The following is a 19,351-nucleotide window of genomic DNA, read 5'->3' as shown; positions in this document are numbered from 1 at the left end:
GCCGGAAAGGGCCGCGGAGTTACGGGTGGGGGAGACCGGCGGCGGCGTCGTGCTCGTGGATCCAGGCGAGATGTCGGTCGTACGCATCGGCCGACCCGAGCCGCTTGTTGCGGGCCTGAGCACGTGGGCCGTCGGGGAGGTGGAGCGCGTCGGCAGCAGCCACGGAGGCGACCTGGATCCGGCGGGTGCGGTCGCGTCGGCGTACCTCGTAGCTGGTGCGGGCACGGTCCCAGTCGTCGTCGGCGGCGAGGCAGCCGGCGAGGACGACGGCATCCTCGATCGCCTGGGCGGCGCCTTGGCAGTGGTGGGGGAGCGTCAGGTGAGCGGCGTCGCCCAGCAGCGTGATGCGGCCGCGCGACCAGGTCGACAGGGGCGGCCGGTGGAAGAGCGCCCACCGCTCCGAGACCGGTGCTGCGGAGATCATCTGGACCACGGCGGGATGCCAGCCGGCGTAGGTGTGAACGTGCTCGTCCGGGTCTGAGGGCCATGCCCACGCTTCCGGGACCCACGGACCGAGCTGCCGTCGGACCAGCAGGAAGGCGTGGTTGCCGTTGCCGACCGGATGGTGCATCAGGTGACCGTCGGCGCCGAGCCACAGCTGCAGGCGTTCGGGATCGGGAAGCAGGGTGAGCCGCGAACGCGGGACGGTCCCGCGCCAGGCCAGGCAGCCGGAGAACTGGGCGTCGTCGTAGCCGACGACGAGGTCACGCAGGATCGAGCGGGCCCCGTCGGCGCCGATGACCAGATCGGCTTCGACCGACTCGCCGTCGGCGAATTCCAGAACCGCCGGCCCGTCGCCGGCCTCCGTGACGCCGATGAGTCGGTGGCCGAGATGGAGCCCGTCGGTGCCGAATGCCTGGATCAGGAGCGCGTGCAGGTCGGCGTGACCGACGCCGTAGCAGCGTCCGCCGGAGCGGGCGGCATGGTCGGCCCAGAGCACCCTGCCGATCGCGGCGCCCGTGTGGCCGTCGCGCCAGACGACGCCGTCGACGGGTGTCGAGGCATCACCGAGCCCGGACTCGAGCCCGATGCGTTCGAGGAGCCGGGACGCGTTGGCTGTCACCAGCACGGCATCGCCGCTGGGCCGAGGATCGTTCGCGGCCTCGTACACCTCGACCTCGATCCCCAGGCGACGCAGCTCGACGGCGAGCGTCAGGCCGCCGATGCCCGCGCCGATGATCGTGACCCGCTGTGCGCGTCGGCCTCTGTGCAAGGCCGCTCGAGCGATCCGGCTGACTGACATTCACGCTCCTTGGGGAGGTTACGTTCGAAACGTACCTCAGGGACGTGGGTGCTCGCGGATGGTTACGGAAACGTCATTTGACGTCGAGCGACTGCTCTTTGCCGATGTCACTGGTCTCGATGGGACCCAGGCCGAGAAGGTCCAGGGCCAGGTTGCCGAGATCGGCGTTGCGTATGGGTTGTGGGCCGTCATATCCGGGGCGTCCCTTGCCCGGGTCGCGGTAGTCGTCGGCGTTGAGGTCGTAGAGGTCCTCGCCGGCCGCGGCGTCGGGACCCCAGACGATGAACGGGATCCGATAGTTCTCGTAGACCTTCTCGGAGTGGTTGGTGATCCCGGGCTTGAAGCCGTGGTCGGCGGTCAGGATCACATCCAGGTCCTTCGCGAGGCCGGGGTCGGCGTCGATGACCTCGAGGAGCTGACCGACCTGCTCGTCGGACTCCTCGACGGCCGCCAGATACGGCGCCGACATGCCGCTCGAGGCGTGTCCGGCGACGTCAGGAAGAGACAGGTGTACGAAGGTGAGGTCCCGCTGCTCGGCGGCCAGGTCCTTCGCGGCCTCCGAGACCAGCCGGTCGTGGTCGTCCACGGCCGCGAAGAGGTCGATGTGGTCTCCCCAGGCCCGCTGCCACAGCTCGAACTTCTGCTTGGTCACGAAGACGCCGGTGCTGAGCCCGGCCTCGTGGGCGACGGTGAACACGGAGTCCTCGCCCTTCGCGATCGACTTCGACGGGTCGCCGACGTTCCAGGTGACCCCGTGACCGCCGTCGTCGGCATCGATCGGGTCGCCGGTGACCATCCCGGTGTGGTTGGGCAGGGTGATGTTCTTCTCGTAGGCAGTGCGCGCATTGAGCGTCGAGGCGCCCTCGTCGATCAGCCGGTGGATGTTGGGCGTCTTCGCCGGGCCGAGTCTCGTGAGCGCGTCTGGGTTGAGCCCGTCGATCGAGATCGCGAGCACCTTCCGGTCGACCTGGGTCGGCTCCCGCTCGTCGCGGCCGCCACCGTCGGGCAGCGCGGTGAGCGCCACAACGAGCACGACGGCGAGGAGGACACCGACGGAAAAGAGCGGGAAGAGGCGACGCACCGGCACACCCTAAGTGAACCCGATGGCACCCCGGGCGAACGCTCAGCGAATGTCTAGTGACTGGGTTGAGTTCAGCGTGCTGCCGGGGATGGGGCCCAGGTCGAGCAGGTCCAGGGCCAGGTTGCCGAGGTCGCCGTTGCGGATCGGCTGCCTGCCGGCGTACGTCGGCCGGGTCGTCCCCGGCGCGCGGTAGTCGGGGTTGAGCCGGTAGAGCGAGGCGCCGCGGGTGACTCCGGGACCCCACACGAAGAACGGGATCCGGTAGTTGGAGTAGAGGTGGGCGCCGTGGTCCCTGGCGGCCGCCTTGAACCCGTGGTCGGCGGTGAGGATGACGTACGTCGACCGCTTGAGCGTGGTCGAGGAGTCGATCGCCTTCAGCAGCTTGCCGATGCGGGCGTCGGTGCGGATCACCGAGGCGCGGTAGGCAGCGCTCATCCCGCCGTCACGGTGGCCGTAGTGGTCGGGGGAGCCCAGGTGGACGAAGGTGAAGGCACGCTTGTTGGTCGCCAGGTCTCCGGCCGCCCGGCTGACCAGATCGGCGTCACCGTCGACCGCGAACCGGTCGATCGAGGGCCAGGAGCGGTCGAAGAGGCTGAACTTGGACTTCGAAGCGAACAGGGCGCTGCTGCGGTTGGCGCGCTTGACCTGGCTGAAGACCGATGAGACGGGATGGCCGGCGGCCTCCTGCACCGTCATCCAGCCGCGGTCGTCGTTCCAGGTGACCCCGTGGCCGTGCGTGGACCGGGTGATCCGGCGGCCGGTGACCATTGAGGTGTGGTTCGGCAGGGTGATGTTCTGCTCGTACTCGCTGCGCGCCTCGCGGGTCGAGGCGCCGCCACGCATCAGCCGGTAGAGGTTGGGCAGGTGGCCCGGGCCGAGCTTCTCGATCGCGGTCACGCTGAGACCGTCGACGGAGATCGCCAGCACCCGCTTCGTGGTCGCGGCCTGCGCGGGCTGCCCGGGCAGATCGACGACCGCGAAGGTGACGCCCATCAGGGCGATCAGGACCATCAGCACCAGCGAGCGCCGAGAAATCGTCATAACCGGACGTTAACAACACTTTCCCCGCGCGCTCATGAACGTGAGATGGATCTCGGGTATGTCTCGAGTGACCCCCAGCACTGCGAAGAGGCGGTGTTTGGGCCTAGCCTTGACGATCGTGCAGTCCGTCTCGTCCCTGGGTTCGCCCTCGCCACTGGGTTCAGCCCAGCCCGATCGCGACGCCCCGATCGGGATCTTCGACTCGGGCTTCGGCGGTCTCACGGTCGCGCGGTCCGTGATCGACCAGCTCGCCCACGAGTCGATCCTGTACGTCGGCGACACCGCTCGCGCCCCTTACGGCCCGAAGCCGATCGCCGAGGTCCGCGAGTATGCCCTGGAGTGCCTCGATCATCTCGTCGAGCAGGGTGTGAAAGCCCTGGTCATCGCCTGCAACTCGGCCTCGGCGGCGATGCTGCGCGACGCCCGGGAGCGCTACAGGCCGTTGCCCGTCGTCGAGGTCATCCTGCCCGCGACCCGTCGCGCGGTCGCCGCGTCCCGCACCGGTCGGATCGGGGTCATCTGCACGCACGCGACGGCCGAGTCGATGGCGTACGACGACGCCTTCGCCGCGGCTCCCCACGTCTCGCTGCACACCCAGGCGTGTCCCCAGTTCGTCCCGTTCGTCGAGGCCGGCATCACCGGCGGCGACGATCTCCTGGCCGCGGCGCACGAGTATCTGGACCCCCTGACCAGTGCCGGGGTCGACACGCTGATCCTCGGGTGCACCCACTATCCGCTCCTGACTGGTGTGATCTCTTATGTGATGGGCGACAACGTGACGCTGGTGAGCAGCGCCGAGGAGTCGGCGAAGGACGTCTACCGCGTCCTCGCCGAGAACGACCTCATGCGCGCGGGCGGCGAGCCGACCTACACGTTCCTCACTACCGGCAACCCGGCCGAGTTCAAGGCGATCGGCGCCCGGTTCCTCGGCCCGGAGCTCGCGGCCGCCCAGCAGTTCGCCGGGGGCCTGCGATGATCTCCGGGATGCGACTGACCATCATCGGGTGCTCGGGTTCCTACCCGGGCCCCGACAGTCCGGCCTCCTGCTACCTCGTCGAGGCCGACGACGAGACCGGGCGTACGTGGCGGATCGTGCTCGACATGGGCAACGGCGCGCTCGGCGTCCTGCAGCGCTATGTCGACCCGCTGCAGATCGACGCGGTCCTGATCTCTCACCTGCACGCCGACCACTGCGTCGACATGACCTCCTACTACGTCCTGCGCAAGTGGCACCCGACCGGCCCGCAGCCGCCGATCCCGGTCTACGGTCCCAAGGGCACCGGCCGGCGGCTGGCGAAGGCCTACGACCTGCCCAAGCGCCCCGGGATGCGCGAGGAGTTCGCGTTCTCGACCTACACCGGGCCGATCCATCTCGGGCCGTTCGTGATCACCCCGACCGCTGTGGAGCATCCGGTCGATGCGTACGGGCTCCGGATCGAGGCTAACGGCAAGGTCATCGCCTACAGCGGCGACACCGCCGAGACCGAGGCGCTCCTCGACATCGCCGCCGACGCCGACCTGTTCCTGTGCGAGGCCGCGTTCCGCGACGGCGTCGACAACCCGCCCGGGGTGCACATCACCGGCGTCCATGCGGGGGAGTACGCCACCAAGGCCCACGCGAAGAAGCTGATCGTCACCCACGTCCCGCCCTGGCACGACTCCGCAGACGCCGTGCGCGAGGCGCGCTCGGCGTACGAGGGGCCGATCGAGCTGGCGGCGACGGGGGCCGTCTACGACGTCTGACCGCTCGCTGGCGCGAGGGTCTGAACGAAGTGGCCCTCGACCAGCGGTGGCTAGACCAGTCCGGCGTCGTGGACCGCGATCGCGATCTGGACGCGGTTGGTGGCGCCGAGCTTGTCGAAGAGACGCGAGACGTGCGCCTTGACGGTCGGGATCGAGAGGTAGAGCTCCTTGGCGATCTCGGCGTTGCTCAGCCCGCGCCCGACCGCGAGTGCGACCTCGTGCTCGCGCTCGGTGAGAGCCTCGAGACGGCGGGCGGCGGCAGCGGCGCGGTCACCGGTCGGCTCAGCCCGGAGCCGGGTGATCAGGGTGCGGGTGGCCTTGGGGGACAGGATCGCCTCCCCGGCCATCACTGCACGGATCGCGGCGACGATCTCGGGCGGAGGAGTGTCCTTGAGCAGGAACCCGTCGGCCCCCGCTGCGAGGGCGTCGACGACGTACTCGTCGGCACCGAAGGTGGTCAGCACGATCACGTGCGGGGCCGGGGACTCGGCCAGCACCCGGCGGGTCGCCTCGAGCCCGTTGACCCGCGGCATCCGGATGTCCATCAGCAGCACATCAGGGCCTGCCGTACGCACCAGGGTGAGTGCTTCCTGGCCGTCGGGCGCCTCGCCGACGACCTCGATGTCGGTCTGTCCGCCGAGCATCAGCCCGAGGGCTGAGCGCACGAGCGGGTCGTCGTCGACGATCCCCACCTTGATCTTGACCGGGCTCTTCGGGGCCTCAGGGCTGTTCACTGGCCCCACGGTAGCCACGCTTCGAGGATGAAGACATCCTTTTCCGTGCGGTGCGCGAGCCGTCCGCCGGCGAGATCGACACGCTCGGTGAGCCCGATGAGCCCGAGACCGGAGCCGGGAGTGTTGGAGTCGAAGCCGAGCCGGTTGCGCAGCAGTACGTCGATCCCGTGCTCCGCGGAGCCCCGAAGAGACACCTTCAAGGCCGCCCCGGGCGCGTGCTTGCGGGCGTTGGTGATGCCCTCCTGGACGACTCGGTAGATCGAGCGCCCGACCGCCTCCGGCGGGGAGCCCTCGACATCGTCCTCGAGGGTGATGTTCATGCCGCCGCCGCGAGTCTCCTCGACGAGGCGGCCGAGATCGGCGTACGTCGGCTGGGGTGCGGTCTCCGGATCCTCGCCGTTGCCGCGGAGCACGCCGAGGACGGTACGAAGATCCTCGAGCGCCTGGTGGGCGCCGTCGCGGATGGTGCCGACCTGCTCTCGGACCTGGTCGGCGGAGAGGTCCTCGCGGTAGGCGAGCGCTCCCGCCTGCATCGAGATGTGGGAGATGCGATGGGCGAGCACGTCGTGCATCTCACGCGCGATCCGCCGACGCTCGGTCTCGCGTGCCTGCGAGACGCGCAAGGACTGCTCGGACTCGGCCGTCTCGGCGCGGACACGGAGTGTGGCGATCAGCTCGCGGCGCGACCCGATGTACATGCCCCAGGCGATCAGCGCGGCGACGATCACCACGTTGACACCGAAGTTGAATCCCCACAGCGGGATGCCCGGGATCTCCGCTGTCGTGGTGGTCTCCATCACCGTGAACCAGAACATGCCCGAGGCGATGTTGAGCAGCGAGATCGGGATGATCTCGCGCCAGCGCCGCCGGGTCGCCAACGAGACGAGGGCGAGCGTCGAGGCCCCGGCGGAGAGGATGGAGAACGCCCCCGCGACGGTCGTGAAGGTGGCGATCGCAACCGGCCAGCGGCGGCGCCAGAAGACCAGGATCAGGGAAGCCACGCCAAGGCCGAGGTCGACCAGGAACCGCCACTCCGGCCAGCCGTCTGTGCTCGACGTCAGCGCCATCGCGCTGATCCCGAGCGCCAGAAGGTACCGCCACACGTGCCCCCACAGGCTCAGACGCGGCTGATAGTCCTCGGGCGACGGTTGCTGCACGACGTACACGCTAGTCATCGAAGGTCGTCGACACAGGATCCCGCGGTCGAGACCGGCCCCATACTTTTGTCGGGTCGCAGGTCATCCGTATGTCCGATGCAGTCCGGGCCGGACGCACGGCAGGATGTACGTCATGATCAAAGTCGAAGGACTGACGAGGGTCTACGGACCCTTCACCGCGGTCGACGACGTGTCGTTCACCGCCGAGGCCGGCAAAGTCACCGGCTTCCTCGGCCCGAACGGCGCCGGCAAGTCGACCACCATGCGCATCATGGTCGGACTGACCAACCCCACCAAGGGTCGGGCAACGATCGACGGCAGCCTCTATGCCGACCTCCCCAACCCGGGCCGCCACGTCGGTGTGCTGCTCGACGCCAGCGCCCAGCACGACGGCCGGACCGGCCGTGAGGTGCTCACGCTCGCCGCGATGACGATGGGCCTGCCCAAGTCGCGCGTCGACGAGATGCTCGAGCTGGTCTCGCTGACGCCGTCGGAGGCCAAGCGCCGGATCAAGAACTACTCGCTGGGCATGAAGCAGCGCCTCGGCATCGCGCACGCCCTGATCGGTGACCCCAAGGTGCTGATCCTGGACGAGCCGGCCAACGGTCTCGACCCGGCCGGTATCCGCTGGATGCGCGGCCTGCTGAAGGAGTACGCCGACCGCGGCGGCACCGTCCTGCTCTCCTCCCACCTGCTGCACGAGGTCGAGCAGATCGCCGACGAGCTGATCCTCATCGGCAACGGCCGCATCGTGGCCGAGGGCACCAAGGACACGATCCTGGCGGGCCAGGCCACCGGCGGCCAGGCGCTGGTCACCTCCCTGGACAACGAGGCGCTCACCGTCGCGCTCAAGGCCAAGGGTTACAGCGTCGAGCCGGTCGGCACCGGCATGCGCGTCTCCGCCGCACCGGCAGAGGTGGGCAAGGCCGCGCTCGAGGCCAACGTCGTGCTCACCGACCTGCGTGACGGCGGCGCCGGGCTCGAGGACATCTTCCTGCAGCTCACCGCTGAGACCCAGCGCGAGAGCACCACCCAGATCCACGCCGAAGGAGTCTCCGCATGAGCGCCGTATCCGTAGCGCCGTCGACCCCGTTGCCCACCGCCACCAAGGTGCCGTTCGGCCGTCTGGTGATGGTCGAGTGGCGCAAGATGACCGACACTCGTGCCGGCCGCGTCATGCTGATGATCACCGGCGGTCTGATCGCCCTGGTCGCCGGCGTGATCCTGCTCGTCACGGCGCTGTCCGACATGGCCGCGCTGGACGCCTACAACTGGATGAGCGCGCTCTCCTTCCCGGTCTCGCTGCTGGTGCCCGTGCTGGCGATCATGATCGTGACCCAGGAGTGGGGCCAGCGCACCCACATGGTCACCTTCACTCTCGAGCCGAGCCGGCTCAAGGTCGTCTTCGCGAAGCTCGTGGCGGTCTTCGTCCTCGGCATCGTGACCATGGCCGTCGCGGTGGGCGTCGGTGCCCTCGGCACGGTTATCGGTGGCGCGATCGCCGGCACGGACCCGAACTGGAACGTGACCGGTGAGGCGCTCGCGTGGACCCTGTTGACGCAGATCCTCTACCTGCTCATGGGCTTCGGGTTCGCGATGCTGCTGCTCAACACCCCGGCCGCGCTGGTCATCTACTACGGCTACACGCTGATCCTCGAGGCGTCGGTCTTCAGTGCGCTCTACTTCGTCTTCGACTGGGCGCAGAGCCTCTTCCCGTGGATCTCGATGCAGGTCGCGATGATGCCGTTCATCGCCGGGGACCAGATGGAAGCCGCCGGCGTCGCCGTCGAGGACGGGGCGCTCGGGTACGCCAGGCTGTTCACCTCGATCGCGCTGTGGGTCGGCCTGCCGCTGGTGCTCGGCACGATGCGGGTCCTCAAGTCCGAGCTGAAGTAGGTTCGCGACCCGACGCGGGGGTGGGTGCTTCGGCACCCGCCCCCGTTTGTCATTACGGTCCGCTCCGCTCGGTCCCCTAGGGTGGTCCGCGTGACGAATCGAGCTGACGGGCGCGCCGACGACGAGCTGCGCCCCATCAAGATCACCCGCAACTGGCTGGACCACGCGGCCGGATCGGTCCTCATCGAGTTCGGCAAGACCCGCGTCCTGTGCGCCGCCTCGGCCTCCGAGGGTGTGCCGCGCTGGCGCAAGGGCTCCGGGCTGGGCTGGGTGACGGCGGAGTACGCGATGCTCCCGGCCGCCACCCACGAGCGCTCCTCGCGCGAGTCGGTGAAGGGCAAGATCGGCGGACGTACGCACGAGATCTCCCGGCTGGTCGGGCGCTCGCTGCGCGCCGTCATCGACTACAAGGCGCTGGGTGAGAACACCATCAACATCGACTGCGACGTGCTGCAGGCCGACGGCGGGACCCGCACGGCGGCGATCACGGGTGCCTACGTCGCGCTGGCCGACGCGGTCGCCTCGCTGGGTGTCTCGAAGGCGCTGACCGGCTCCGTCGCGGCGATCTCGGTCGGGATCATCGACGGCGTCCCGCGGCTCGACCTCCCCTACGAGGAGGACGTCCGCGCCGAGACCGACATGAACATCGTGATGACCGGCGAGGGCAAGTTCGTCGAGGTGCAGGGCACCGCCGAGGGCGTCGCCTTCGACCGCACCGAGCTCGACGCCCTGCTGGCGCTGGGCGAGAAGGGCTGCGCCGACCTGACCAAGCTGCAGGAGGCCGCCCTTGCCGGCTGAGCCCAAGAACGAGCCCAAGAACGAGCCCAAGAACGAGCCCAAGAACGAGCCCAAGAACGAGCCCAGCATCCACGTCGCCTCGCGCAACGCCAAGAAGCTGGAGGAGATGTTCCGCATCCTCTCGCCGCTGGCGCCCGGGGTCTCCGTCGTCGGCCTCGACGACGTCACCCACTACGACGAGCCGGTCGAGGACGCGCCTGACTTCGAGGGCAATGCGCTGATCAAGGCCAGAGCCGGTTTCAAGGCCACCGGTCTGCCGACCGTCGCCGACGACTCCGGTCTCTGCGTCGACGCGCTCAACGGGATGCCGGGAGTGCTCTCGGCGCGCTGGGGCGGGCCGCCGAAGTCCGACTCTCGCAACAACGAGCTGCTGCTCGCTCAGCTCTCCGACGTCCCCGACGAGCGCCGCGGTGCCCACTTCGCCTGCGCCGTCGCCTTCGTCTGGGACGGCGGTGAGCTCGTCGTCGAGGGTCGCATGGACGGGCGGGTCCTCCGTGAGGTCCGCGGTGACGGCGGCTTCGGCTACGACGTTCTGTTCGTCGCCGACGACACCGAGGACGGACGTACGTCTGCGGAGCTGTCGATCGCGGAGAAGGACGCCATCTCCCACCGCGGCCGCGCCCTGCGCGAGATCGCTCCGCAGATGGCGAAGCTGCTCGCCTGAGTCCGATGCGGCGAGGTCATCGCTTGAGTGAACAAGGTCGAAGATCCCAGTCACGTGGTGGCTGCAATCTTCGACCTTGTCTCGGCGAGCCGGTCGCGTGAGCACCCGGCGGCCGGTGGCTGTCCCCGGCTGGGACAGCGAGGCGGCGATCGTCGACGATGCTCATGGGGTGGCCTTCATCGAGCGGATACCGCGACGCCCGGACGTGCGTGACGGCCTCGAGTGGGAGTGTCGGCTCCTGCCCGTGATCGCACCGCTTCTGCCACTCGTCGTGCCGGTTCCGTACGAGATCCCCGCGGACGCTGATGGCCCGTGGCGAGTTCGGCATCAGATCGTTCCGGGTGCCGCCGCGGCACCCTCGGCCTTGACCCGACGCGACGGACTGGTCGTCGGCAGGTTCCTGCGGTCGCTCCATGATCTGGACCTCGGAGCGCTGAGCCTCGAGGCAAGGACCGACAACAGCCTTGGCGCAACCATCGCGCGGATGGAGACGGACGTCGTTCCGCTGCTGCCGGCGGCCTTGCGCGAGCAGGGTGCTGGATTGATTGCGGAGGCCGGTCGTACGACGCCGTTCTCTCTTGCGCACGGCGATCTCGGGCCGGCCCACCTTCTGGTCGAAGCAGGTGTCGTCTCGGGCGTCATCGACTGGACCGACTCGGGTCTGCGGGATCCGGCGATCGACCTCGCCTGGATACTCAACGGCACTCCGGAGCCGTTCCGTGAGGGCATCCGCGTCAGCTACGGGCCTAGTGTGGACGAGGAGAATCGGGCACTCGTCTGGCACCGTCTCGGGCCGTGGCATGAGGTGCTCCACGGTCTGGACCAAGGCAAATCCAGATACGTTGATTCTGGTCTCGCTGGCGTGATCGAGCGCCTTCAGGCTCGTCAGCCGCGGACGTGACTTAGCCTCCAGGTGTGACCCACTTTGACCCTCAGCATCGCCAGCAGGCTTACCGGGTTCGGTTCGAGTGGGGGCCGGTTGGGGCCGGGGCGATCGGGCCGGTGGACATCGCGGTCGTGGTGGATGTGTTGTCGTTCACGACAACGCTGACGGTTGCGGTTGAGCGGGGGATCGAGGTGTTTCCGTTCCGGTGGGGTGATGACCGGGCGGAGGCGTACGCACGGGAGCAGGATGCGGTCCTTGCCGTGCAGCGGCAGGACGCGGTGTCGGGTCGGCCATCGCTGTCGCCCGCGTCGCTTCGCGCGGCTGAGGGCGTTCGGCGCCTCGTACTTCCCTCGCCGAACGGTTCGACGATCAGCGCCCTCCTCGCGGACAACGGCGCCACCGTTGTCGGCGCCTCGCTCCGCAATCGCGCTGCTGTCGCTGAGTGGCTCGCTCCGCGCTGGGCCAGTGGGGCCAGCGTCGCCTTCATCGCGGCGGGGGAGCGCTGGCCCGATGGCACACTCCGTCCCGCGGTCGAGGACCTTTGGGGCGCCGGGGCCGTGCTCGCCGCGTTCGACCCGGATGCGCTCTCGCCCGAGGCAGCGATGGCGCGAGACGCCTTCCTGGCCGCGGACCTTCCCGGCGCACTCCACGCCTGCGCCAGCGGTCGGGAGCTGGGGGCCAAGGGCTATGAGGACGATGTCGTCGTGGCTTCCCAGCTGGACGTGGGGTCTGTCGTGCCAGTGCTCAGGGGTCGTTCGTTTCGGGAGGGGTGAAGGTCAGCTGGCTGGGTGTGTACACTGTGTACACACCCAGCACGAGAAGGAGTCGCCATGGCGGCGTCAGTGGACTACCGGAGCTCACGCGAGGCGCGGGAGCACTTCAAAGAGATGCTCGACGCTGCAGATGGCGGTCGCCCGGCCACCATCGCGCGCGGAAAGCGCCGGGTGGCGGCGGTCGACGCAGATCGGCTGGTCCATTTCCTGATCAAGGTGCATCCGTCAGGCGCGGTCGCGGTCGCCGAGAACGACGGGTGGTCAGTCTTCATCCCGGGCCTGCCGGTGGCTGCCGACGGCATCACCCTCGATGAAGCGGTCGAGGAGATGGTCGGGGCGCTCCGCGACTACGCCGAGGACTGGGTCGACCGGCTGCACGCCGCGCCGAACCATGCCGACAACTGGGGTCTGGTGCAGATCGTCGGGTTGGCCTCCGACGAGCAGCTGCGCGGCTGGCTGTTGGCCTGAGCATGGTCGAGCGCAAGCGTCCCGCAACCAGATCCGACCATCAGTGCTTCTGCCTCACGGAGGGATGGATCGAGCGTCGCCGGGCCACCGGCAAACGTGGCACCCACCACGTGAACTATGAGTTCGCGTTGCCTGACGGACGCATCCTCTACACGCGCATCAGCCACCCAGTCGACCGTAGTGACTACGGGCCCAGTATCTGGGGCCACATCCTCAAGGACCAGCTCGAGGTCACCGCGGAGGAGTTCTGGGGGTGCGTCGAGGACAAGCTCCTTCCATCGCGCAGTCAGGTGCCCGAGCCGCGCGAGGCGATCCCGATGGGCGTTCTCCGCGTGCTCATCCAGGAGGCGCGGATCCCCGAGGCTGAGGTGCGCGCGATGACGAAGGTGGAAGCCATCCAGCGTCTCGCGGACTTCTACACGCACAGCCAGTGAGCTGCTCGACTATCCGGTGCCGAGTTGGTCCTCGAGGCCGATCTGCCAGTCGAAGAGCCCCTGCTCGACCAGCAGCGTGAGCAGGGCCTTGTCGAGGCCGGTCGCGATCGCGACGCCGACGAGGACGAGCACGACGCCGAGCACCTTGTGGAAGAGACCCTCGGGGTCGATCGCCCAGTTCAACCGGGCCAGCAGCGCCCGGCCGCCAACCATGACCGCCGCCAGGAGGAGAGTCAGGCCGGCGACGTACGCGAGCAGGTAGCCCAGGCCGCGCAGCGGCTCCGCGGGGAGGATGGCGGCGACGATCAGGGCGTACGTGGGGCTGCAGGCGCTGAAGACCGGGCCCATGCTGGCGCCCAGGAGGATGTCGCCACCGATCCCGCCGCGGCTGCTCGCGCGGGCCAGACGCTCCTGGGAGCGAGAGCCGAGTCCGAGCCGGAACGCGACCGCGTCCCAGAGCCGGGGCCAGATCATCACGACGCCGAAGAGCGCCACGATCACACCGGAGACGACGCTCCAGAACCGGGGAGGTACGTCGATCAGGAGCGTCGTCGACTTGAGTACGACGCTGAACACGACGACCGAGACACCGAGCGCCACCACCGCCACCCAGGGCCGCCGCTCGCCGGTCCCGCGGGAGAGGATGACTGGCACGAACGCGACCACGCACGGAGCGAGCACCGAGAGGGCGCCGGCCAGGAACGAGGCGACCAGCAGGGTCACTGGGTGTTCTCGAGGATGGCGTCGACCGACTTGTCCTCGCCGTAGCCCGACCACAGCTTGACGGGTTCGCCCGAGGAGTCGACGCGTACGAAGGTCGACTGGATCGTCACCTCGTGCTTCTTGCGAAGATCGGTCGCTGTGTCGTAGTCGACCTTCAGGATCTGGGCGCCGTCCGGAACGTCACCGCTCTTGATCGCCTCCTCGAACCCGCGGCACTCCGGGCACCAGGACGCGTGGAAGAAGAGGATCGTGTCGGTGTAGCACTCCTCGGCGACCGCGGCTTCGGAGTAGTCGGAGTAGCGGCCCTCGCAGGCGCCCTCCTCCGCCGGCGCCTCGGCCGGGGTCTCGGCCGGGGTCGACTCGGTGGTCGCCGATGTCGAGGAGGCCGCCGGCGCTGCGGGCTCCTCGGCGGAGTCGGCGTCGGTGCTGCCGCATCCGGCGGCGACGAGGCAGACGAGGGCGAGTGCAGCGACGATTCGGGAGTTCATGTGCATGGGTTCGGAGCGTATGCCGTCCCGGACTGGTGCCGTCCCGAAGATGCCCAGACTGCCGTGCGGATGAGCGGGTCAGCCGGTGGGCAGGTCCTCGAACCAACCCCAGGTGCCTTCGATCAGGTCTCTCTCGGTGAGGCCGTACGAGGCCCGCAGGGCCTTCCCGGTGCCGTCGTGGAAGTCCTCCCTACCGCCCGGCTTGTGCAGGAAGAAGTCGTTGCAGAACTCCAGGAACTTCTTCAGCCCACCGTTCTCCTCGATCAGCCACGAGACCGCCGCATGGGAGATCGCGTAGTCGATCGATCCGTCCTCGCCCCACTCGTCGTCGCCGGGGATCGCTCGTTCGTGCGCCAACAGCTTGTCCCGCTGCTCGTCCTCACCGCAGATGTTGGACGCGCAGCCCGAGAGGTACTCGGCGAGCCCTTCGTTGACCCAGGTGGGCACCAACGCCGGACCGTAGACATGGCTCAGCTCGTGGCGCAGCGTGCGGTCGTCCGTGGCCAGCCGGTTGGTCGCGGTGGGGTTGTCCTTGATGACCGCTCCTGCCAAGGACGACATGTCCGACCTCGGAGGACCGACCGCGTCGACCCAGTAGGTCACCGCAGCGGCGCCGTCGTCGCCTTCGAAGGTGCCTCCCGGGGGTTGGCCGTTGAACGTCGCGTCGACGATCAGCGGCGTCTCGCCGGCCTCACCGCGCCATACGGACCTGAGGTCTTCCTTGATCTCGGCTCGTGCGGTCGTGACCCGGTCCAGGAGTTCGGCGGCTTCGGTCGGACCCTCGCGCTCGGTGACCACGACGACCGAGCGTCCGGTCGCGGCCGTGACCGGGCCGCCGAACCATGGTCGGCTGTATCGCTCGGTCGGGGCGGCACGGTCGCGCCCGATCACCCAGCCGCCGTCGTGACGTACGAAGGTCATGTCGGTCGAGCTGGCGACCGGAGCCCGGTGGGCTTCCTCGAGCCGCGCCACCTCCACCACCTTCGGGGCGAAGAGCACGCCGTCGTTGCGGACCTCGTCCGGGGTGTGCTCGGTCTCCTCGACCTCGTAGGCGAGGGACTTCATGGGCAGCTGCTGGAGGTTGGTGAAGATCGTCTGCTGCTGGTCGACCAGCTTCTGGTCGCGACGGTCGACCGTGGCGAGGAACCCTGCCTCGTCGCCCTTCAGGGCTGCGCCGGCGCGCCGGGTGAGCAGGTCCTGGACCGCCTTGTAGTCGGCCGGCGTGGCAGCGTACGGAGGGTGCGAGGGGGCGGCGGAGGGCCGGGCTCCTTCGGGGAGCTCGGGTAGGTCCGCGCAGCCGGCGGCGAGGACGGCGAACGAGGCAGCGAGGAGCACGCCGAGCCTGGTGGAGACGCCTTCGCCGAATTTCACAGGCGGGAGTCTAGGGATCCTCGCCGGATCCCGCCCCGGAATACTCAGCCACGGGAGTGCTCACTGCAGCGCGGCGGTGAGCCGCAGCACGTTGTCGACGTACGCCGCGACCTTCGGCCGTGCCAGCCACTCCTCGAGCAGCAGCTCGCGCGACAGGGCCCGGTAGGTGTCCTCGACCTTGCGCATCTGTGCCACCGGGTCGCCGTCGAAGAGCATCAACGAGACCTCGTAGTTGAGGGCGAAGGAGCGCATGTCCATGTTGCTCGAGCCCAGCACCGCGACCTCGTCGTCGATGCTGAAGTGCTTGGAGTGCAGGACGGCGGGCTTGGGGTAGAGATAGATGCGGACCCCGGCCTCCAGCAGCGCCTCGTAGTAGGAGCGCTGGGCGTGGTAGACCATGAACTGCTCCTTGCCCTCGCTGACGAAGAGCTCGACCTCGACGCCGCGGCGGGCGGCGGTGGTCACGGCGTACAGCAGGGACTCGTCCGGCACGAAGTAGGGGCTCGTGATCGAGATCCGCTTCTTGGCGGCGTACATGAGATGGGTGAACGCTCGCAGGTTGTTCTCGGCGTCCACACCGGGCCCGCTGGGAACGATCTGGCCGGTCACGTCGCCGGCGCGCGGCGCGGGAGCGGCCAGCTCGGACCGCAGCAGCTCGCCGGTCTCGGTGTCCCAGTCGCTGGCGAAGACGACGTTCAGCGCCGTCACGAGCGGACCCTCGATCCGGGCGGTCAGCTCGACCCATTCCCGACCGGCCCGGTGGTTCTTGGGCTTGTTGTAGCCGGGCTCGATGAGATTCAGCGAGCCCGTGAACGCGACCCGTCCGTCGACCACCAGGAGCTTGCGGTGGTTGCGCAGGTCAGGACGGCGGATCTGGCCGCGCAGTGGGTTGATGGGGAGCAGCGGGTGCCAGTCGATGTCGGAGGCGTCGAGCCGCCTCACGAGCTTGCGCCAGACCGGGATGCCGCGTGAGCCCAGGTGGTCGAGGAGCAGCCGCACCCGCACTCCACGCGCCGCGGCCCGGTCCAGAGCGTCGAAGAACGGCTCGGTGACGTGGTCGCACGCGGTGATGTAGAACTGCGCGTGCACGTAGGTCTCGGCCTCGTCCACCGCTGCCGTCATCGCCACGATGGAGGCGGTGTAGTCGTCGATCAGATCGACCTGGTTCCCAGCCGCGGCAGGCAGTGAACCGAGTCGCTCGTTCAGCTCGATCGTGGCCGCGTCGACCTCGGAGATCGTCTTCGGGTGCGGCCTTCTCGGTAGGCCGCGCACGTAGCTCAGCACCTCCTCGTTGAGCGCCCGCTGCCGCTCGTGACGCCGCCGGTCGAGCCGCGTCTGCCCGAGCAGCAGATAGCCGATCAGACCGACCCCCGGGATCAGGAAGATCGCCAGCAACCAGGCCATCGCGGTGCCCGGACGCCGGTTCTTCGGCACGACACCGAGCGCGACGATCTTGACCAACAGGTCGATGATGTAGATCGAGGTCCCCCAGACGCCCGCCGCTGTCATGCGCCTCAGCATGCACCACGCCTTCAAGAGATGGGGCAAATAGGGCATGCCTGCTGCGCGTCGCGATCCACGCACGTCGGCGGCGTTGTCGTCGGTCGACGGCCAACACCGGGCCGCCTCCCTCCTCCGCCTTGCCGACGCACGCGTCTCGCGACGCTCGCGACGGCAGCCCCTACTCGCCCCATCTCTTCGTGTGGGAATCTTCTGACATGGTCCGACTCTTCCCTGCCGCCCGCCGTGCCATCGCCGCCGAGGAGGCCTCGCCGCCGGTGTGGGCGGTCGACATCGCCGCCCAGCGCGACCAGGCCCGCACGCTGGCCGCTGCCGAGCCGAAGGAGGAGGTCGCGGAGGTCGCCGGCATCGATGCCGACGGCGTTCCGTGCCGGCTCTACACCCCCGAGGACGTACGCGAGGGGCTGATCGTCCACCTCCACGGCGGCGGCTTCGTCTTCAACGACGTCGAGGTCCACGACGCCGCGTGCCGGCGGCTGGCCAACCGCAGCGGTCTGCGGGTGCTGTCGGTCGACTACCGCAGGCCGCCGGAGCATCCCTACCCCGCCGCGCCCGACGACGTCGACACGGTCGTCAAGTGGCTGGGCAACGACCCGTCCCTGAGCGCTCTGCCGGCCTACGTCCACGGTGACAGCGCCGGCGGCAACCTCGCCCTCGTCGCTGCGCTGCGCAACCCGGGCGCGTTCGGCGCGATGGTGCTGGTCTACCCGTTCCTGGACCCGTCGATGAGCACCCCTGGCTACACCATGAAGGACGGCTGGAACGAGGAGGCCGCCTGGTACTGGCGGCAGTACGCCGCGAGCGAGGCCGATCTGCGCAACCCCGACCTCGGCCCCTATCTCGCCTCGGACGAGGAGCTTCGCAATCTGCCGCCGACGCTGATCGTCAGCGCCGAAGGCGACATCCTGACCGACGAGAACGAGGACTTCGCGCTGCGGCTGGCCGATCTCGGTGTCGAGGTGGTCGCCTTCCGTGCCGTCGGGCAGATCCACGGTTTCTGGCGCCACGGGAAGACCTTCCCCGCCGCCGAGTCGGTGATGGCGATGACGGCTGCCTTCTTGAATCAGCACAGTTTGCGGGGGCGCCCATGACCGAGCCCTACGACGTCACCGAGACCAGGGCCGCCTATGACACGGTCTCCAAGGCCTACGCCGAGATCGTCGACCCGACCGTCACCGAGATCTCCTTCGACGCCGGGGTGCTCGACACCTTCGCCGCCTACGTACGCAAGGACGGCGGCGGGCTCGTCGGGGACATCGGCTGCGGGCCGGGGCGGATCACCGCCTACCTGGCCGAGCGGGGGCTCGACGTCTTCGGGGTCGACCTGTCGACCGGCATGATCGCGCAGGCGATGGAGCGGCATCCCGAGCTCAGGTTCGAGGTCGGCGACATGGAGCACCTTCCGTTGCGGGACGGCGAGCTCGCCGGCGTACTGGCCTGGTATTCGCTCATCCACACCCCGCCCGCGCGCCGTCCCGCGGTCATCGCCGAGCTCGCCCGCGTCACCCGGCGCGGCGGGCGGTTCGTGACTGCGTTCCAGGTGGGCGACGAGCATGTCCGCCACATCGGCGCTTACGGCCACGACGTCACCTTCGACGGCTACCGGCTCCCCGTCGAGGCGACCAGCGCGCTGCTCGAGGAGGCGGGGTTCGAGGTCACCGCGACCGTGGTCCGCTCGGCGGAGGACTGGGAGCGCACGCCGCAGGCCTATCTCGTCGCGCGCCGGCGCTGACGGGCGATAGGTTGCGGCGCATGACGCCGCAGCCCTACCACGTACCCCGCTTCTTCCTCCGCCAGAAGGTCACGCCCTTCACCAACAAGTACGTCGCCCAGGCCGCCAACCCCGACGGCTCAGAAGGGCAGGTGCTCGCCTTCGCGCAGCAGAAGCGGCTGGCGTTCAAGGAGCAGGTGACGTTCTACGCCGACGAGTCGAAGTCGCAGGCCGTCTTCGCGTTCAAGGCCCGCTCGGTCATGGATCTCAACGCGGGCTACGACATCACCGACCCGAGCGGCGCGGCGCTGGGCTTCTTCCGCAAGGACTTCGGCAAGAGCCTGCTCCGTTCCACCTTTCACATCGAGGGCCCCGGGTACGCCGGCACCGGTCAGGAGCGCAGCCAGCTGGTCGCCATCCTGCGCCGCTTCTCCGAGACCGACTTTCTCCCGTTCCACTTCGACTACGTGTCCGCCGACGGGCAGCCGCTGCTCTCGATCGAGCGCCGCTGGGCGTTCCGCGACAAGTACACCGTCACCGTCCAGGACCCGCGCGTCGACTTCCGGGTCGCTGCCGCCGTCGCAGTGGCGATGGACGCGTTGATGCAGCGCTGACGCCC

General features: G+C 69.0%; 22 protein-coding genes. 13 read left to right on the top strand and 9 right to left on the bottom strand.

What is annotated here, in order from left to right:
• Positions 1–19: 19 nt before the first annotated feature.
• The 3 genes from IEY84_RS14965 to IEY84_RS14955 all read right to left on the bottom strand — a co-directional run bounded on the left by IEY84_RS14965 (position 20) and on the right by IEY84_RS14955 (position 3,365).
• Entirely contained in the window at positions 20–1,243 is a 1,224-nt protein-coding gene (locus IEY84_RS14965) for an FAD-dependent monooxygenase (protein WP_183546879.1), read from the bottom strand.
• A 73-nt stretch (positions 1,244–1,316) separates the two neighbouring features.
• Positions 1,317–2,324: an alkaline phosphatase family protein gene (locus IEY84_RS14960; RefSeq protein WP_183546877.1), complete on the bottom strand. Its 1,008-nt coding sequence runs from the start codon at positions 2,322–2,324 to the stop codon at positions 1,317–1,319.
• 42 nt (positions 2,325–2,366) lie between these two features.
• Positions 2,367–3,365 carry an alkaline phosphatase family protein gene (locus IEY84_RS14955; RefSeq protein ID WP_183546875.1) on the bottom strand — a complete coding sequence of 333 codons (999 nt, stop codon included), beginning with the start codon at positions 3,363–3,365 and terminating at the stop codon, positions 2,367–2,369.
• A 118-nt stretch (positions 3,366–3,483) separates the two neighbouring features.
• Between IEY84_RS14955 and murI the strand changes: the two genes are divergently transcribed.
• Both murI and IEY84_RS14945 read left to right on the top strand, forming a co-directional pair.
• Complete coding sequence (gene murI / locus IEY84_RS14950) at positions 3,484–4,341, top strand: glutamate racemase (protein WP_183546873.1); 858 nt, start codon at positions 3,484–3,486, stop codon at positions 4,339–4,341.
• A gap of 8 nt (positions 4,342–4,349) precedes the next feature.
• Positions 4,350–5,108: an MBL fold metallo-hydrolase gene (locus IEY84_RS14945; RefSeq protein WP_183546871.1), complete on the top strand. Its 759-nt coding sequence runs from the start codon at positions 4,350–4,352 to the stop codon at positions 5,106–5,108.
• 50 nt (positions 5,109–5,158) lie between these two features.
• Here IEY84_RS14945 and IEY84_RS14940 read toward each other — a convergent pair whose 3' ends face one another.
• Positions 5,159–5,842 carry a response regulator gene (locus IEY84_RS14940; protein ID WP_183546869.1) on the bottom strand — a complete coding sequence of 228 codons (684 nt, stop codon included), beginning with the start codon at positions 5,840–5,842 and terminating at the stop codon, positions 5,159–5,161.
• Positions 5,839–6,999: a sensor histidine kinase gene (locus tag IEY84_RS14935; RefSeq protein WP_229788697.1), complete on the bottom strand. Its 1,161-nt coding sequence runs from the start codon at positions 6,997–6,999 to the stop codon at positions 5,839–5,841. The genes IEY84_RS14940 and IEY84_RS14935 overlap by 4 nt, the downstream gene beginning before the upstream one ends.
• Positions 7,000–7,132: 133 nt before the next feature.
• Between IEY84_RS14935 and IEY84_RS14930 the strand changes: the two genes are divergently transcribed.
• From IEY84_RS14930 to IEY84_RS14895, 8 genes are all read left to right on the top strand, one after another.
• A complete protein-coding gene (locus IEY84_RS14930) occupies positions 7,133–8,062 on the top strand; it encodes an ABC transporter ATP-binding protein (protein ID WP_183546867.1) in 930 nt (309 codons plus the stop codon).
• Positions 8,059–8,895: an ABC transporter permease gene (locus tag IEY84_RS14925; protein WP_183546865.1), complete on the top strand. Its 837-nt coding sequence runs from the start codon at positions 8,059–8,061 to the stop codon at positions 8,893–8,895. Before IEY84_RS14930 ends, IEY84_RS14925 begins: the two co-directional genes overlap by 4 nt.
• Positions 8,896–8,985: 90 nt before the next feature.
• The gene (gene rph / locus IEY84_RS14920) at positions 8,986–9,693 is read left to right on the top strand and encodes a ribonuclease PH (protein WP_183546863.1); all 708 of its coding nucleotides are present in this window, start codon (positions 8,986–8,988) and stop codon (positions 9,691–9,693) included.
• Between the two features lie 67 nt (positions 9,694–9,760).
• Positions 9,761–10,357, top strand: coding sequence for a non-canonical purine NTP pyrophosphatase (locus IEY84_RS14915; protein ID WP_183547147.1), 597 nt, complete (start codon positions 9,761–9,763; stop codon positions 10,355–10,357).
• 97 nt (positions 10,358–10,454) lie between these two features.
• Entirely contained in the window at positions 10,455–11,258 is an 804-nt protein-coding gene (locus tag IEY84_RS14910) for a phosphotransferase (RefSeq protein ID WP_221208936.1), read from the top strand.
• Between the two features lie 14 nt (positions 11,259–11,272).
• Positions 11,273–12,016, top strand: coding sequence for a 2-phosphosulfolactate phosphatase (locus IEY84_RS14905; protein WP_183546861.1), 744 nt, complete (start codon positions 11,273–11,275; stop codon positions 12,014–12,016).
• A gap of 57 nt (positions 12,017–12,073) precedes the next feature.
• Positions 12,074–12,484, top strand: coding sequence for a RelB antitoxin-like protein (locus tag IEY84_RS14900; protein ID WP_183546859.1), 411 nt, complete (start codon positions 12,074–12,076; stop codon positions 12,482–12,484).
• A 110-nt stretch (positions 12,485–12,594) separates the two neighbouring features.
• Positions 12,595–12,918 carry a hypothetical protein gene (locus IEY84_RS14895; protein ID WP_221208935.1) on the top strand — a complete coding sequence of 108 codons (324 nt, stop codon included), beginning with the start codon at positions 12,595–12,597 and terminating at the stop codon, positions 12,916–12,918.
• Between the two features lie 9 nt (positions 12,919–12,927).
• On the opposite strand, the gene IEY84_RS14890 is transcribed toward IEY84_RS14895, so the two are convergent.
• The 4 genes from IEY84_RS14890 to cls form a co-directional block, all read right to left on the bottom strand.
• On the bottom strand, positions 12,928–13,641 hold the full coding sequence (locus tag IEY84_RS14890; RefSeq protein ID WP_183546856.1) for a sulfite exporter TauE/SafE family protein: 714 nt from the start codon (positions 13,639–13,641) through the stop codon (positions 12,928–12,930).
• Complete coding sequence (locus IEY84_RS14885) at positions 13,638–14,135, bottom strand: thioredoxin family protein (protein WP_183546854.1); 498 nt, start codon at positions 14,133–14,135, stop codon at positions 13,638–13,640. Before IEY84_RS14885 ends, IEY84_RS14890 begins: the two co-directional genes overlap by 4 nt.
• Positions 14,136–14,207: 72 nt before the next feature.
• Entirely contained in the window at positions 14,208–15,500 is a 1,293-nt protein-coding gene (locus IEY84_RS14880) for a hypothetical protein (RefSeq protein WP_183546852.1), read from the bottom strand.
• A gap of 60 nt (positions 15,501–15,560) precedes the next feature.
• The gene (cls, locus tag IEY84_RS14875; protein ID WP_183546850.1) at positions 15,561–17,021 is read right to left on the bottom strand and encodes a cardiolipin synthase; all 1,461 of its coding nucleotides are present in this window, start codon (positions 17,019–17,021) and stop codon (positions 15,561–15,563) included.
• 197 nt (positions 17,022–17,218) lie between these two features.
• On the opposite strand from cls, the gene IEY84_RS14870 reads away from it, so the two are divergent.
• The 3 genes from IEY84_RS14870 to IEY84_RS14860 are packed head-to-tail and all read left to right on the top strand — an operon-like array spanning position 17,219 to position 19,346.
• On the top strand, positions 17,219–18,112 hold the full coding sequence (locus IEY84_RS14870) for an alpha/beta hydrolase (protein WP_183546848.1): 894 nt from the start codon (positions 17,219–17,221) through the stop codon (positions 18,110–18,112).
• Positions 18,109–18,753 (top strand): class I SAM-dependent methyltransferase, encoded by a 645-nt coding sequence (locus IEY84_RS14865; protein WP_183546846.1) that lies wholly within the window; start codon positions 18,109–18,111, stop codon positions 18,751–18,753. The genes IEY84_RS14870 and IEY84_RS14865 overlap by 4 nt, the downstream gene beginning before the upstream one ends.
• A gap of 20 nt (positions 18,754–18,773) precedes the next feature.
• Positions 18,774–19,346 carry an LURP-one-related family protein gene (locus IEY84_RS14860; protein ID WP_183546844.1) on the top strand — a complete coding sequence of 191 codons (573 nt, stop codon included), beginning with the start codon at positions 18,774–18,776 and terminating at the stop codon, positions 19,344–19,346.
• The last annotated feature ends 5 nt before the right edge of the window (positions 19,347–19,351 follow it).

This window comes from Nocardioides albus (assembly GCF_014648255.1).
Lineage (GTDB): Bacteria > Actinomycetota > Actinomycetes > Propionibacteriales > Nocardioidaceae > Nocardioides > Nocardioides albus.
The sequence above is the reverse complement of the archived record's forward strand: the minus strand, read 5'-3'. Positions and strand labels throughout refer to the sequence as shown.

Excerpts from the sequence above, each read along its gene's own strand:
- IEY84_RS14965 (WP_183546879.1), bottom strand. The coding sequence starts at position 1,243 with ATGTCAGTCAGCCGGATCGCTCGAGCGGCCTTGCACAGAGGCCGACGC.
- IEY84_RS14955 (WP_183546875.1), bottom strand. The coding sequence starts at position 3,365 with ATGACGATTTCTCGGCGCTCGCTGGTGCTGATGGTCCTGATCGCCCTG.
- IEY84_RS14945 (WP_183546871.1), top strand. The coding sequence starts at position 4,350 with ATGCGACTGACCATCATCGGGTGCTCGGGTTCCTACCCGGGCCCCGAC.
- IEY84_RS14930 (WP_183546867.1), top strand. The coding sequence starts at position 7,133 with ATGATCAAAGTCGAAGGACTGACGAGGGTCTACGGACCCTTCACCGCG.
- IEY84_RS14925 (WP_183546865.1), top strand. The coding sequence starts at position 8,059 with ATGAGCGCCGTATCCGTAGCGCCGTCGACCCCGTTGCCCACCGCCACC.
- IEY84_RS14900 (WP_183546859.1), top strand. The coding sequence starts at position 12,074 with ATGGCGGCGTCAGTGGACTACCGGAGCTCACGCGAGGCGCGGGAGCAC.
- IEY84_RS14885 (WP_183546854.1), bottom strand. The coding sequence starts at position 14,135 with ATGCACATGAACTCCCGAATCGTCGCTGCACTCGCCCTCGTCTGCCTC.
- cls (WP_183546850.1), bottom strand. The coding sequence starts at position 17,021 with ATGCTGAGGCGCATGACAGCGGCGGGCGTCTGGGGGACCTCGATCTAC.
- IEY84_RS14870 (WP_183546848.1), top strand. The coding sequence starts at position 17,219 with ATGGTCCGACTCTTCCCTGCCGCCCGCCGTGCCATCGCCGCCGAGGAG.
- IEY84_RS14865 (WP_183546846.1), top strand. The coding sequence starts at position 18,109 with ATGACCGAGCCCTACGACGTCACCGAGACCAGGGCCGCCTATGACACG.
- IEY84_RS14860 (WP_183546844.1), top strand. The coding sequence starts at position 18,774 with ATGACGCCGCAGCCCTACCACGTACCCCGCTTCTTCCTCCGCCAGAAG.